Origin of the sequence: Microbacterium sp. UBA1097, from assembly GCF_002313585.1 — a bacterium.
Taxonomy (GTDB): Bacteria; Actinomycetota; Actinomycetes; order Actinomycetales; family Microbacteriaceae; genus Microbacterium.
In genome coordinates this window covers 13,134-26,830 of the sequence record NZ_DCBW01000049.1, presented here as the reverse complement: position 1 = coordinate 26,830, position 13,697 = coordinate 13,134, and the positions used below count along the sequence as shown (strand labels likewise).

The window sequence follows — 13,697 nt, the reverse complement described above, 5'->3', positions numbered from 1 at the left end:
CGTCAGGTGCGGGCGATCTTGCCGACGCCGGGGATGAACCGGCCGACCGTTTGCGCGTAGTCGAGATACGCGGTGCCGTGGGTGTCGATCAAGTAGGGCTCTTCGACGGCGCGCACTTGCAGTTCGATGGCGAGGATCAGGATGACAGCGGCAGCGATGGCGACCGGGTTCGGGGCGATCAGGGCGAGGCCGATCGCGGTGAGGATGACGGCGGTGAAGATCGGGTTGCGGACGATGGCGAACATGCCGTCTCGAACGAGCTCGGTGGTCTCATCGTGGTCGACGCCGACGCGCCATGACCGGCCCATCGCCTGCTGCGCGACCAGGGTGATCGCTGCTCCGACGAGGGTGACGACGATCCCCGCGATGAACACCGGAGTGCTGTCCAGGACGGCGATTGGTCGCATGGCGCCGGTCAGCTGCAGGATCGGTGCGGCGAGGCCGGTCAGGACGGCGACGGCGAACAGGACTCCGCCCCACCAGCCCGCTGATCCTGGCTGTTCGGTGAAGCCGTTGAATCCGGTGGTGCCGGTGCCTCGGTAGAGCAGCCATGCGCGCAGCCCGAACGTGACAAGCAGGTAGGCCAAGTACAGGCCCAGAGCGATTGCCGCGGCGATCATCACACCCCTCCCTCATTGGTCACCAGCCGATGTACGGTCAGTATAAGCTGACTATTGTTCGGGGCGTGAGGACAGTGAGTAAGCGGGGCTCGACCCCCGTAATCTCCACAACTACATGATGTAGAGTTGCGTGGATTGTCGCGGGAAGGGTGCGCAGTGGCGGAGCTTGAGTTCTGGGTGAACGGGATGACCTGCTCGCACTGCGAGAGTGCCATCACGGCTGAGCTCACGACCCTCCGCGGAGTCACCCGCGTGCAGGTCGAGAGCGCCTCGGGTCGCGTGCAGCTGGTCAGCGACAGCCCCGTGACGCGCACGGCCGTGCAGCGGGCGGTGGAGGATGCCGGTTTCGAGCTGAGGTCCTTTCCCGTCGGCGCTGATGTCTGACCTCGCCGTCGAGGGCGCCGCTGCGACTCCGGAGCGTTCTCGACCCCAGCCGTCCGTCCGTCGGGGTCTTGCTGCTCTCCTCCTCGTCGGCTTCCTGGTCCTCGCGGTCGCGGTGCCGGTGACCGTCTCGGTTCTGCTTGGCGAACGACCCTTTGACCAGATCCATCTGGGTTATCCGGGCGTGGATGTCGCCGTCGTCACGTCGGTGCTGAACGTCGTGGGCCAGGCCAGCAGCATGATCGCGATCGGGGCGCTCGTGCACATCCTGTTCCTTCGGGACGCGGCCGCGCGATCGGCATGGTCGATCCCGGAGGGGTTCGAGATCAAGGTGTTGCGCGTGTCCTCTGCCGTCTGGGCGGTGTGCGCGGCCGGCATGGTGGTGTTCGAGTCTCTTGATGCGAGCGGTTCTCCTCTTGCGCGGCTGATGATCCCTGGAGCGTTCGAGTTCCTGTATCAGACCAGCGATGCGCCGCGGGCCTGGACGATCAGTCTCGGTGCGGCGATGATCGTTTTCTTCGGCGCGTACTTCGCCGACCGCTGGACCGCGATGCTGATCCCGCTGTGGGCGGCGATCGTGGCGGTGCTCGCGCCGGTTGTGACCGGCCAGGTGCTCGTCGGCCCGGATCATGATTTCGGCGGCGACGCGGCGGTGTTCCAGACGCTGGCTGTGAACGTGTTCTTCGGGTCGGTGGTCGTGGCGGCGCTGCGGGTAGCCTCGGGTCGGCGTATCGCACCGGTCACGCTGCGGCGGCTGTTCGCCGTCGCCGTGGTCGCCCTGCCGGTGCTGCTGGTCTCCGATCTGATCATCGCCCTGTTCAAGCTCTCCGGTGGCGTCGTGACCGCCTCGTTGACGGGGTGGCTGATCATCGCCGGGGCCACCTGTCTGATCGTCGTTGTCGCGGCGGTGCTGTGGGCGTGGTCGCTGATGCGGCGCTCGCTCCTGCGCGCTCATCACATCACCGTGCTGATGACGGTCATGGCCTTGGCGGTCGCGGGATGGCTCGGGGTCGCGGTGGCGATGACCCGGCAGCCGCCGCCGCAGTATTTCGCCCCGTCCAGCATCACGAAGGTCTTCATGGGGTTCGACGTGCCCGATGCGCCGACTCCCGTGGTTCTGTTCACGCAGTGGCGCCCGAATCTGCTGTTCCTCGGTCTCGCGGCCACGGCGGTCACGGTCTACCTCCTTGCCGTGCGGGCGCTGCGTCGACGCGGCGACTCCTGGCCGGTCGGGCGCACGATCGCGTGGATCTCCGGGTGGGCGGTCGTCGTGTTCGCGACCAGCTCCGGCTTCGGGAAGTACTCTGCTCCCGACTTCGGGGTGCACATGATCGTGCATATGTCGCTGAACATGCTCGCCCCCGCCCTCCTCGTCCTCGGCGGTGTGGTCACGCTCTTGCTGCGCGCGACTCGCTCGGTCCGCGGCGCCCCGGCCGGCTGGCATGACTGGCTCACCTGGGTGCTCAACTGGCCGGTGCTGAAGTTCCTCTACAACCCGTTGCTGGTGTTCGTGCTGTTCGTCGGTTCGTACTACGGGCTGTACTTCACCGGCATCTTCGACACCCTGATGCGGTTCCACTGGGCGCACCAGATGATGAACGTGCACTTCCTCGTCATCGGCTACTTGTACTACAGCCTCGTGATCGGCGTGGACCGTCCTCCCCGGCCGCTGCCGCACATCGGCAAGCTCGGCTACGTGCTCGCCGCGATGCCCTTCCACGCGTTCTTCGGCGTCATCCTGATGACCGGGAACTTCATCATCGCCGAGGACTTCTACCTCAACCTCGCGCTCCCCTGGGCAGACCTGCCCGCGCAGCAATACTTCGCTGGCGGGGTCGCGTGGGCGGGCGGGGAGATTCCCCTGATGATCGTGATCACGATCCTCGCGATCCAGTGGGGACGGCAGGACGCTCGGGAGGCCCGCCGCAAGGACCGTCATCTCGACACCGGTCGCGATGACGAGTTCGACGTCTACAACCGGATGCTGCAACGTCTCAGCGACCGCGACACGGCAACCGCGCGACCCGAGCAGCCCCGCCCGGAGGATCCCGCACCATGACCCTCACCCCCACTGCGGCACCAGTCGTCGAGGCGCTCGAGCTCGACGTCTCCGGGATGACGTGCGCGGCCTGCGCCGGCCGCGTCGAGCGGGCCCTGAACAAGCTCGAGGGGGTGACCGCGACCGTCAACTACGCCACCGAACGCGCGGTGATCACCGGCCTGCCGCTGACCGAGGCGCCGCGCGCCATCCAGCAGGTTGAGAACGCCGGATACGGGGCGCATGTCCGCGAAGGCGCCGACGACACCTGGTCCGCACGCGCCACCGAGAACCGGATCACCTCGCTGCGTCGCCGCCTGGTGCTCGCCGCGCTGCTCACCGTGCCGCTGATGGACCTCACGATCGTGCTCGCCCTCGTTCCGGGCTGGCGGTTCCCGGGATGGGAATGGGTCTGCGTGCTGCTCGCGCTGCCGATCGTGACCTGGGCCGCCTGGCCCTTCCATCGGGCCACGCTCCGCAACCTCCGACACGGCATGGTCAGCATGGATACGCTCGTGTCCCTCGGTATCGCCGCCTCGTTCGGATGGGCCGTGGCGACGCTGCTGTTCGGCCTCGGCGACGACCAGGGCGGGTACTGGCTGGGCTTCGGCCTCACGCCCGCCGGGGCGAACTCGATCTACCTCGATGTCGCCGCCGGGATGACCACCTTCCAGCTCGCCGGCCGCTACTTCGAGACCCGCTCGCGCCGCAAGGCCGGCGACGTCCTCGGCGCCCTCAACGCCCTCGCCGCGACCCACGTCCGCGTCCTCCGCGACAGCGTCGAGACCATCGAGCCCGCGGGCACGCTCCGAACCGGAGACGTCTTCATCGTCCTCCCCGGTGAGACCATCCCCGCCGACGGCATCGTCCGCGGTGGGACCGCCGCCGTCGACGCCAGCATGATGACCGGCGAGCCCCTCCCCGCCGCGGTCGCCGCTGGCGACGACGTCACCGGCGGGACCATCAGCACCGACGGACGCCTCGAGATCACCGCCACCGCGGTCGGCGCGCACACCCGGCTCGCCCAGATGGCCGCGCTGACCGACCAGGCGCAGGCTCGCAAGGCCCGCGTCCAGACTCTCGTCGACCGCGTGGTGACCTGGTTCGTGCCCGTCGTCATCGTCCTCGCCGTGATCGTCGCCACCGCATGGGCGCTGGCCGGCACACCGCTGCAGCAGGCGTTCGGGATCGGCATCAGCGTGCTCATCATCGCCTGCCCCTGCGCCCTGGGGCTGGCCACGCCGACCGCGCTCATGGTCGGCATCGGTCGCGCCGCGTCCCTGGGCATCCTCATCAAGGGCCACGACGCGCTCGAAGCATCCGGCCGCGTCGACACGGTCGTCCTCGACAAGACCGGCACGCTCACCACCGGCCGGATGTCCGTCGAATCCGCCACCGCCTACGGCGTCCCCGAGCACGAGCTGTGGCGGATCGCCGCCTCCGTGGAACGAGGATCCGAGCACGCCATCGCCCGCGCCATCGAGAACGCCGCGACCCGTCACGTCACCGACCTGCTCCCCCTCGAGACATTCACCGCACTCCCCGGCCTCGGCGCCGAGGCGGACATCGCCGCGGCCCGCGTGCTCATCGGCAACGCCGAGCTGCTCCGCACGCGCGGCATCGACATCACCCGGGCGGACACAGACCTGGGCGCCGCAGCCGAGAACGGGCGCACGGTCGTGCTCGTCGCTCGCGACGGAGAGCTGATCGGTGCGTTCCAGCTCGCCGACACCCTCAAGCCCTACGCCGCCGAGACCATCACCGCCCTTCGCTCCCAAGGGCTCCACACCGTCCTGCTCACTGGGGACTCCCCAGCTGCGGGCAGACAGATCGCCGACACGCTCAGCATCGACCAGGTGCACGCCGGCGTTATGCCCACGACGAAAGCAGACGTCATCCGCGACCTGCAGGCGCAGGGAAGGCGCGTGGCCATGGTCGGCGACGGGATCAACGACGCCACCGCACTGGCCACTGCCGACCTTGGCCTCGCCCTCGTCGCCGGAACTGACATCGCGCTCAAAGCGGCCGACATCATCCTGGTCCGCGAGGATCTCCTGGTCGTCCCCGACGCGCTCACGATCTCCCGCAGAACCCTCCGGACGATCCGCACCAACCTGATCTGGGCGTTCGGCTACAACGTCGCTGCCATCCCCATCGCCGCCGCCGGCCTGCTCAACCCACTCATCGCCGCCGCCGCAATGTCGCTGTCCTCCGTCCTCGTCGTCTACAACAGCCTCCGCATCCAGCGGGTGCAGGGCAGCGGACGCGGAGAGCACTCCGCGGCGTCCACGCAGCCACGCCGAGGCTGATAGTCGCCCACACCGGCGCTGTCCCGCTGCCTGCTCAGTCACCGAGCGTCGCCGGGTCAGCCCTCCGCCCTGTCGTGCGGCCGTCGTCGTGCGGCCGCTGAGGGTGAGCAGCGCGAGGATCGCGGCGGTCAGGAGGACGGCGCTGCCGGCGGTCAACGCGGTGCCGTACCCGGCTACGACACTTCGTCGGTGGGCGATTCGGCGGGTCCTGTCTGCGTGGTGACGGTCACAGCGACACCGGCGGGCACCGGCCCCGGCACGGTCAGGGATGTCCGCTCAGCGGTGTGCGTTCTGGGACGCCTGCGTTACCGTCGGGATGCTCTCTCGCATCGTGCCCGTCTCGCCGTGCTCAGTTCGCCGTTCGTCGGTTCTGCAGCTCGTCGATCAGCACCCTGGTGTTCTCCGTGTAGTCGATGGGCACCACGACCAGGTGCACCCCACGGGCTGAGAAGGCCCCCTCCAGCACGTCGCCGAGGTCCGCGATGTCGTCGACCCGGTGTCCGGTCGCGCCGTACGCCTGCGCGTAGGCGACGAAGTCCGGGTTGCCGAAGGTCATCCCGTAGTCGGTCAGCTCCTCCGCCGCCTGCTTCCAGCGGATCATGCCGTAGGCGCTGTCCTCGATGATCATCACGACCAGGTCCAGGCCGAGGCGCACCGCGGTCTCGAGCTCCTGGCTGTTCATCATGAACCCGCCGTCGCCGCAGACGGCCATCACCCGGCGCTGCGGGTACAGCATCGCGGCGGTCATGGCCGAGGGCAGCCCGGCGCCCATCGTCGCCAGCGCGTTGTCCAGCAGCAGCGTGTTCGCCACGGTGGTGCGGTAGTTGCGGGCGAACCAGATCTTGTACATGCCGTTGTCGAGCGCGACGATGCCGTCCTGGGGCATGATCCGGCGCACCTCGTGCACGATGCGCTGCGGCGTGAACCGGTCCTCCGTGGCACGCTCGGCGATCTTCGCGAGGATCCCCTCCCGCAGCGGCAGCAGCGCCTGGGCGTGGGGCACGGTGCCATCCAGGAGGTCGCCGAGGGCCTGCAGGGTGGGCTCGATGTCGCCGACCACCTCCAGCTGCGGGAAGTACACCTGCTCGACGACGGCGGGCCGGAATCCGATGTGGATGACCGTCTTGGACGGGTCGCTCATCGCGAACGGGGGTTTCTCGCTCGTGTCGTGGCCGATCGTGACGATCACGTCCGCCTGCTCGATCGCGTCGTGCACGTAGTCGTCCTCGGTCAGCGCCGCGGTCCCCAGGTACAGGTCCGTGGCCCCGGAGACCGTCCCCTTGCCCATCTGGGTGGTGACGTACGGGATCTGCATCCGCGCGACGAAACCGGACAGGGCGTGACAGCATCGCGGCCGGGCGGCATCCGCGCCGAGCATGATCAGGGGCCGCTCAGCGCCCCTGACGACCTCCGCGGCGGCCGCAATCGCGGCCGGGCATCCCACCGGCTGCTCGGTGTGATGCGGCGGGATCAGGCGGATCTCCTCGACCGGCGCCGCGGCGATGTCCTCGGGGAGCTCGAGGTGCACCGGCCCGGGGCGTTCGGCCTGGGCGACGCGGAACGCCTCACGGATCATCGTCGGGATCATCGCGGGCGAGGCGATCTGCCTGGTCATCTTCGTCAGCGGTGTCATCGCCGCGACGGTGTCGACGATCTGGAACCGCGCCTGGGCGGCCGAGAGGATCCCCTTCTGCCCGGTGATCATCACCATCGGCATCCCCCCGAGCAGGGCGTAAGCGGCGCCCGTGGACAGATTGAGCGCACCCGGCCCGAGCGTGGTCAGGCACACCCCCGGGCGTCCCGTCAGGCGGCCGTGCGTCGCCGCCATGAACGCCGCGGCCTGCTCGTGTCGCGTCAGCACCAGCTCGATGCCCGAGCGGCGGATGGACTCGACCAGGTGCAGGTTCTCCTCCCCCGGCAGCCCGAAGATCCGCTCCACTCCCTCGTTCTCGAGTGCTCTGACCAGCGCGTCCGACGCTCTCAGGTCCATGGTCGCCTTTCGATGGTGCCGGCGTCCGCGGCGGTCGGCGGGCGCGCCCGGCCGATCGCGCGGTGCTGCGGTCAGGGATGTCTGATGGAGTCGGGCTCGTCGTCACTGAGGTGGGCGGTCTCGACCTGGAAGGTCGAGTGCCGGACGGAGACGTCGAAGTGCTCGGCGACGCAGGCTCTGATGTCGTGCAGAACCTCGGCGGCGTGGCCGTCGGTGAAGCACTCGTCCTCGACGACCACATGCGCGGTGATCGTCGGCAGCCCGGTGGCCACGGTGGAGGCGTGCAGGTCGTGGACGTCGGTGACGTGGTCGAGCTCCAGGATGTGCGCGCGGACCTGATCGAGATCGAGGCCCTTCGGCGTGAACTCCATCAGCACGCTGGTGGTCTCGCGCATCAGCTTGAACGCGCGCGGCACGATCAGCGCCGCGATGAACAGGCCGGCGATGGCGTCCGCCTGCTGGAACCCGGTGGTGGCGATCACGATCGCCGCGACGATCACGCCGAGTGAGCCGAGGGCGTCGTTGAGGACCTCCAGGAACGCCGCGCGCATGTTGAAGTTCGCGCCCCTGCTGGAGGAGAGGATCGTGATGGCGATGATGTTCGCGACCAGCCCGATGATCCCGAAGATCAGCAGTTCGGTGGAGGGCACCTCCGGCGGCTCGAACAGGCGGCGCACGCCCTCGATCGCGGTGTAAAACCCGACGACGATCAGCAGCGTCGCCTGCCCCAGCGCGGCGAGCACCTCGATGCGCCGGAACCCCCAGGTCCGCTTCGAGGTCGCCGGCCTGAGCATCAGGGTCGCCGCGATCAGGGCGACCAGCAGCCCGGTCGCGTCCGTGATCGCATGCGCGGTGTCGGTCAGCAGCGCGAGACTGCCGGTGACCACCGATCCGACGGCCTGGGCGGCGACGATCGTCGCGGTGATGCCGAAAGCGATCCCCAGCTTCTTGCGATAATCGCCTGGATGCCCGGCGGCTTGGTCCAGTGACGGTCCGTGGTCATGACCTGCGCCCATCAGAGGGGACTCCGTTCTCTTGGATCTCGATACCTGAACAAAATACGAATATCAACGATATCATCGCTCAACGACGATAATAGCGCATCCGGCATCCCCCGGAAAGTCAGGTTGGCCTTGGCAACCACGGACGGCCCCCATCCGGCGCCACTTCGGGATAACATCGAGATATGACGATGACATTCAAGGAACAGTCCGGCGGGGTTGTCGCGGAAGCCGACGCGGTGATCCCGGCTGCGTCGTTGTTCCACAGCTTCAGCGATCCCTCCCGACTGGTGATCCTGCAGCACCTGCAGCTGGGCGAGCACCGCGTCGTCGACCTGGTCAAACACCTCGGGCTCTCGCAGAGCACCGTCTCGAAGCACCTCGCCTGCCTGAAGGACGCCGGCATGGTGGAATCCCGACCGGAAGGCCGCGCCTCGGTCTACTCGCTCAACAACCCCGAGGCACTTGTCGATCTACTCTCCGCGGCCGAACGTCTACTCGCGCTGACCGGCGACGCCGTGACACTGTGCCCGCTCCACGGGGCGGACGCCCTGGCCCGACACTACGAGGAGTAGACGGAGCCATCCTCCGTCACGGCCGTCTACGACCCACCACCATGAGCACGCCGTTGTCGCCTGGCAGCTGTGTCCGGTGCTCGCCGAACGGTCCCACATAGGATCGCACCGCTTTGCTTCAGCCCAAACTCACTGACAGCGATGCTGACACCCAGGGCGCTTCGTCTTGACTTGGGAATACCCGGTAGGGGTATCCTTGTTGGCATCGTTTAGATACCCCTACCGGGTATCCTTACTGGGAAGGATCGACGATGGCTGCGAATGAGTACCAGGTGACCGGGATGACCTGCGGGCACTGCGAGAAGTCGGTGCGCGAGGAGGTCGGCGAGATCGCGGGCGTCACCGATATCCAGGTGAGCGCTCAGACCGGAAAGCTGGTCGTGACCGCCGATGGCGAGGTCGATGACGCGAAGGTGATCGCCGCCGTCGAGGAGGCCGGCTACCAGGCGGCGCGCGTCTGATGAATGCGGCAGGGAGGCTCGCGCTCTTCGGAGGCGGGTTGGTGGTGGCGTTCGGCGCGGCCTACGGCCTCGCCGGCGTCATCGTTCCCGACAGTTTCGTCCAGTCCTGGACGGAGAGGAGTGACATGAATGAGCACGGTGCCGATAGCGGCGACCACGCGGCTGGGTCCGGGCACTCCGCGCACGATCATCCGGCTGATGGCGGACCAGCGCCGGCGGGAATCCAGGACGCGATCGATCCGACTTATCCGGTGGGCAGCAGGGTGATCCTGTCGGCTGATCACATGCCGGGCATGGATGGCGCAGAGGCGACGGTCTCCGGGGCGTTCACCACGACTGCCTATGCGGTGAGCTACACGCCGACCACGGGTGGTGAGCCGGTGACTGACCATCGCTGGGTCGTTCACGAAGAGCTGGAGAATCCTGGCCGGGCGCCGCTCGCCGATGGGGCGCAGGCGGTGCTGCTGGCTGAGCACATGACGGGCATGAAGGGTGCGGATGCGGCGATCGACTACTCCACCGACGAGACGGTGTACATGGTCGATCTCGATGCCGACGGCATGCGGATGACGAACCACAAGTGGGTCGTCGAGAGCGAGATGCAGCCGGCGCACTGAGCGAGGTCGCCGGATCGCGGGATTGAAGAGGATCGAGGAACGAAGGATGAGCACCACGGCTGGACCTGACATCGAGCTGGAGATCGGCGGGATGACCTGTGCGTCCTGCGCGAACCGGATCGAGCGGAAGCTGAACAAGCTCGACGGTGTGCAGGCGACGGTCAACTATGCGACCGAGAAGGCCAAGGTCATCGCTCCTGAGGGCTTCGACCCGCAACTGCTGATCAAGGAGGTGGAGGGCGCGGGATACACGGCGGCCCTGCCGAAGCCGAAGAACCCGGGTCCGGCGGCGGGAGCCGATGGCGATGGGGATGCGCCGGATCTCGAGCTCGTGTCACTGCGGCAGCGTCTGATCGGGTCGATCGTGCTCACGGTGCCGGTGATCGCGATGGCGATGGTTCCTGCTTTCCAGTTCACGTACTGGCAGTGGATCAGCCTGGCGTTGGCCGCACCCGTCATCATCTGGGCGGCGTGGCCCTTCCACCGGGCGGCGTGGGCGAACCTCAAGCACGGCACCGCGACGATGGACACGCTCATCTCGATGGGTACCTCCGTCGCGCTGCTCTGGTCGCTGTACGCATTGCTGTTCGGTACCGCTGGTACGCCGGGCATGACCCACCCCTTCGAGTTCACGATCGCGCCGTCGGATGGGGCGGCCAACATCTATCTCGAGGTCGGTGCCGGGGTGACGATGTTCATCCTCGCCGGGCGCTACTTCGAGAAGCGCTCCAAGCGTCAGGCCGGTGCTGCGCTGCGCGCGCTGCTCGAGCTCGGGGCGAAGGAGGTCTCGGTGCTGCGCGACGGCCCTGATGGATCTCGGGTCGAGGTGAAGATCCCGACCGCCGAGCTGCAGGTGGGGGATGAGTTCGTCGTCAGACCGGGCGAGAAGATCGCGACCGATGGCGTGGTGGTCTCCGGCACCTCGGCGGTGGACGCCTCGATGCTGACCGGCGAGTCGGTGCCCGTGGAGGTGGCGGAGGGGGATCCCGTGACCGGTGCCACCGTGAACGCCGGCGGCCGGCTGGTCGTTCGCGCCACCCGCGTGGGATCGGATACGCAGCTGGCGCAGATGGCCAAGCTCGTGGAGGACGCGCAGACGGGCAAGGCGGAGGTGCAGCGTCTTGCTGACCGCATCTCCGGCGTCTTTGTGCCGATCGTGATCGTCATCGCTGTCGCGGCTCTCGGCGCATGGCTCGGGGCGGGCTTCCCGCCTGCAGCCGCATTCACCGCCGCGGTCGCGGTCCTCGTGATCGCGTGCCCCTGTGCCCTGGGCCTGGCGACCCCGACCGCGCTGCTGGTCGGCACCGGACGCGGCGCGCAGATGGGCATCCTCATCAAGGGACCAGAGGTGCTGGAGTCCACCCGCAAGGTCGACACCGTGGTGCTCGACAAGACCGGCACCGTGACCACCGGCAAGATGACCCTCGTCGACGCGGTCGCCGAACCAGGCGTCGAGCGGACCGACCTGCTGCGGCTCGCGGGTGCCCTCGAGGAGGCATCCGAGCATCCGATCGCGCAGGCCATCGCCAAGGGCGCGACGGCCGAGGTCGGGCAGCTGCCAGCGGTCGAGGGCTTCGCGAATGTTCCGGGCAAGGGCGTTCAGGGCGTCGTGGACGGAACCGCCGTGCTCGTCGGTCGCGAGTCGCTCTTGGCCGACTGGTCACAGCAGCTGAGTCCTGCCGTCGCCGATGCGAAGGCCGCCGCCGAGAGCGAGGGGAAGACGGTCGTCGCCGTCGGCTGGGACGGACAGGCCCGCGGCATTCTCGTCGTCGCCGACACGGTGAAGCCGACCAGCGCCGAGGCGATCTCGCAGTTGAAGCAGATCGGGCTCACCCCCGTGCTGCTCACCGGCGACAATGAGGCGGTCGCGCGCCAGATCGCCGCCGAGGTCGGCATCGATCAGGTGATCGCCGAGGTGCTGCCGCAGGACAAGGTCGACGTCATCGCCCGACTCCAGGGCGAGGGCAAGACGGTCGCGATGGTCGGCGACGGCGTCAACGACGCCCCCGCGCTCGCTCAGGCCGACCTGGGACTCGCCATGGGCACCGGCACGGATGTCGCCATCGAGGCATCCGACATCACCCTCGTGCGCGGTGACCTCCGCAGCGCGGTCGACGCGATCCGTCTGTCACGGAAGACCCTCGGCACGATCAAGACGAACCTGTTCTGGGCCTTCGCCTACAACGTCGCCGCGATTCCCGTCGCAGCGCTCGGCATGCTCAACCCCATGCTCGCCGGAGCTGCGATGGCCTTCTCCAGCGTATTCGTCGTCGGCAACAGCCTCCGCCTCCGCGGATTCACGAGCATCGCCAAGCACTAATCCGAACCAATCAACCGCAACCCCGATCGAAGAGGGAGAACAACATCATGAACGACACCCCTGCCGCAACCAGCTGCTGCAGTACCACCGCCTCAAAGGCCGCAACAGAGACGCCCGAGAACCTGCTCGCTGGAAGCAGTTGCTGCGGCGGAGCCGCCGCGGCCGACGAGGACATGACCACCTGCCCGGTCATGGTCGGCTCACCTGTCAGCAAGAAGAAGGCCATCGAGGCCGGTCTCTTTCGCGACTACGAAGGTGAGCGCTACTACTTCTGTTGCCCCGGCTGCGACCAGAAGTTCGACGTCGACCCCGCCAAGTACGCAGCGAACATGGTCTAGTCCCCGACCCAGACCGGGGACCCGAGATACTGGAGATACGCCCATGACTACTCAAATCACTGTTCCGGCAGCCGACGACCATCGCGAGACGCACGCGCACCACGGCTACATCTCCGAGAAGGAGAAGTACCGCAATCGGCTGAGCCGACTCGAAGGGCAGGTGCGGGGTATCGACCGCATGGTGGCGGACGAGCGGTATTGCATTGACATCCTCACCCAGATCTCCGCCGTGACCAAGGCGCTCGAGTCGGTGGCGCTCGGCCTGCTCGACGACCACATGAAGCACTGCGTCCTCGACGCGGCTAAGAACGGCGGCCCCGAAGCCGAGCAGAAACTAGCCGAAGCGTCACAAGCAATCGCACGACTCGTGCGATCGTAGAGCGACACGATCTCCCAATCGCGAGTGACTGCGCGCGGGGAAATACCGTTAAGAGGAGGTCGTGCTGATGCTGACCAGCATCCCGGTCAGCCGATTCCGCTACCGCATTCAGGATGGTGACGCACGCGGGAACCAGCTATGACGAGTCGACCCGGAGATCAAGACGCTTGGCCGCTCGCGTCGAGCGCGTCGCTCAGTGACGCGGCCGTAGCGACGGCGATGCGCGCCGTCGGCGGTGCAGCCGTCTTGGCCGGAGGGATCGTCGCAGCCGTCACTGGCCCGCTGGCACTTGCTCGAGGCAGCTGGCTGGCCGCGTATCTCGTGCTCGTCGTCGGCGTTGCGCAGTACAGCATGGGCGCCGCACGCCGATGCGGCCAAGGAGTCACCGGAGTCCCCCTGGGGTGGGTTCAGTTCGGCCTCTGGAATCTGGGGGGTCTCGCGGTGATGGTGGGCGCGCTCGCGAGGACCGTGATGGCGGTCTGGATCGGATCTGCGGCGCTTCTCGTCGCCGTGCTGCTGGCCTTTCTTGTAGACCGTCAGCCCGGCGATAGAGTGCATCCGCGAGGACCGCTCTGGACCGTTGCCTATCGGCTGCTGTTGGTAATCCTTGCTGTCAGCATCCCTGTCGGCATCGTTCTTTCCGTCGTGCGAAATAGCTGACAGGATGC

At 67.7% G+C, this 13,697-nt stretch carries 13 protein-coding genes; 10 read left to right on the top strand and 3 right to left on the bottom strand.

Annotation, left to right across the window (positions count from 1 at the left end; translation table 11 throughout):
* Positions 1-2: 2 nt before the first annotated feature.
* Entirely contained in the window at positions 3-620 is a 618-nt protein-coding gene (locus B4F19_RS12420) for a methyltransferase family protein (RefSeq protein ID WP_292735371.1), read from the bottom strand.
* A gap of 156 nt (positions 621-776) precedes the next feature.
* On the opposite strand from B4F19_RS12420, the gene B4F19_RS12415 reads away from it, so the two are divergent.
* From B4F19_RS12415 to B4F19_RS12405, 3 genes are read left to right on the top strand one after another with little or no spacing between them, the layout of a single operon-like run.
* Positions 777-1,004, top strand: a complete 228-nt coding sequence (locus tag B4F19_RS12415; RefSeq protein WP_292735368.1) for a heavy-metal-associated domain-containing protein — start codon at positions 777-779, stop codon at positions 1,002-1,004.
* Positions 997-3,060, top strand: coding sequence for a cytochrome c oxidase assembly protein (locus tag B4F19_RS12410; protein WP_292735365.1), 2,064 nt, complete (start codon positions 997-999; stop codon positions 3,058-3,060). The genes B4F19_RS12415 and B4F19_RS12410 overlap by 8 nt, the downstream gene beginning before the upstream one ends.
* Complete coding sequence (locus B4F19_RS12405) at positions 3,057-5,348, top strand: heavy metal translocating P-type ATPase (RefSeq protein ID WP_292735363.1); 2,292 nt, start codon at positions 3,057-3,059, stop codon at positions 5,346-5,348. The genes B4F19_RS12410 and B4F19_RS12405 overlap by 4 nt, the downstream gene beginning before the upstream one ends.
* Positions 5,349-5,697: 349 nt before the next feature.
* Here the strand turns inward: B4F19_RS12405 and B4F19_RS12400 are convergent, their stop codons facing one another.
* Entirely contained in the window at positions 5,698-7,338 is a 1,641-nt protein-coding gene (locus B4F19_RS12400) for an acetolactate synthase large subunit (protein ID WP_292735360.1), read from the bottom strand.
* Positions 7,339-7,409: 71 nt separating this feature from the next.
* Positions 7,410-8,354, bottom strand: coding sequence for a cation diffusion facilitator family transporter (locus B4F19_RS12395; protein WP_292735357.1), 945 nt, complete (start codon positions 8,352-8,354; stop codon positions 7,410-7,412).
* A gap of 176 nt (positions 8,355-8,530) precedes the next feature.
* Here B4F19_RS12395 and B4F19_RS12390 point away from each other — a divergent pair, with 176 nt between their 5' ends.
* The 7 genes from B4F19_RS12390 (at position 8,531) to B4F19_RS12360 (ending at position 13,689) form a co-directional block, all read left to right on the top strand.
* The gene (locus B4F19_RS12390; protein WP_292735414.1) at positions 8,531-8,914 is read left to right on the top strand and encodes an ArsR/SmtB family transcription factor; all 384 of its coding nucleotides are present in this window, start codon (positions 8,531-8,533) and stop codon (positions 8,912-8,914) included.
* Positions 8,915-9,165: 251 nt separating this feature from the next.
* Complete coding sequence (locus B4F19_RS12385; RefSeq protein ID WP_292735354.1) at positions 9,166-9,375, top strand: heavy-metal-associated domain-containing protein; 210 nt, start codon at positions 9,166-9,168, stop codon at positions 9,373-9,375.
* On the top strand, positions 9,375-9,992 hold the full coding sequence (locus B4F19_RS12380) for a YdhK family protein (RefSeq protein WP_292735351.1): 618 nt from the start codon (positions 9,375-9,377) through the stop codon (positions 9,990-9,992). Before B4F19_RS12385 ends, B4F19_RS12380 begins: the two co-directional genes overlap by 1 nt.
* A gap of 46 nt (positions 9,993-10,038) precedes the next feature.
* Positions 10,039-12,312, top strand: coding sequence for a heavy metal translocating P-type ATPase (locus B4F19_RS12375; RefSeq protein WP_292735349.1), 2,274 nt, complete (start codon positions 10,039-10,041; stop codon positions 12,310-12,312).
* A gap of 47 nt (positions 12,313-12,359) precedes the next feature.
* Entirely contained in the window at positions 12,360-12,650 is a 291-nt protein-coding gene (locus B4F19_RS12370) for a YHS domain-containing protein (protein WP_349675957.1), read from the top strand.
* Positions 12,651-12,693: 43 nt separating this feature from the next.
* Positions 12,694-13,029 carry a metal-sensitive transcriptional regulator gene (locus B4F19_RS12365; protein WP_292735346.1) on the top strand — a complete coding sequence of 112 codons (336 nt, stop codon included), beginning with the start codon at positions 12,694-12,696 and terminating at the stop codon, positions 13,027-13,029.
* Positions 13,030-13,167: 138 nt separating this feature from the next.
* Positions 13,168-13,689 carry a hypothetical protein gene (locus B4F19_RS12360; RefSeq protein ID WP_292735343.1) on the top strand — a complete coding sequence of 174 codons (522 nt, stop codon included), beginning with the start codon at positions 13,168-13,170 and terminating at the stop codon, positions 13,687-13,689.
* Positions 13,690-13,697 lie beyond the last annotated feature (8 nt).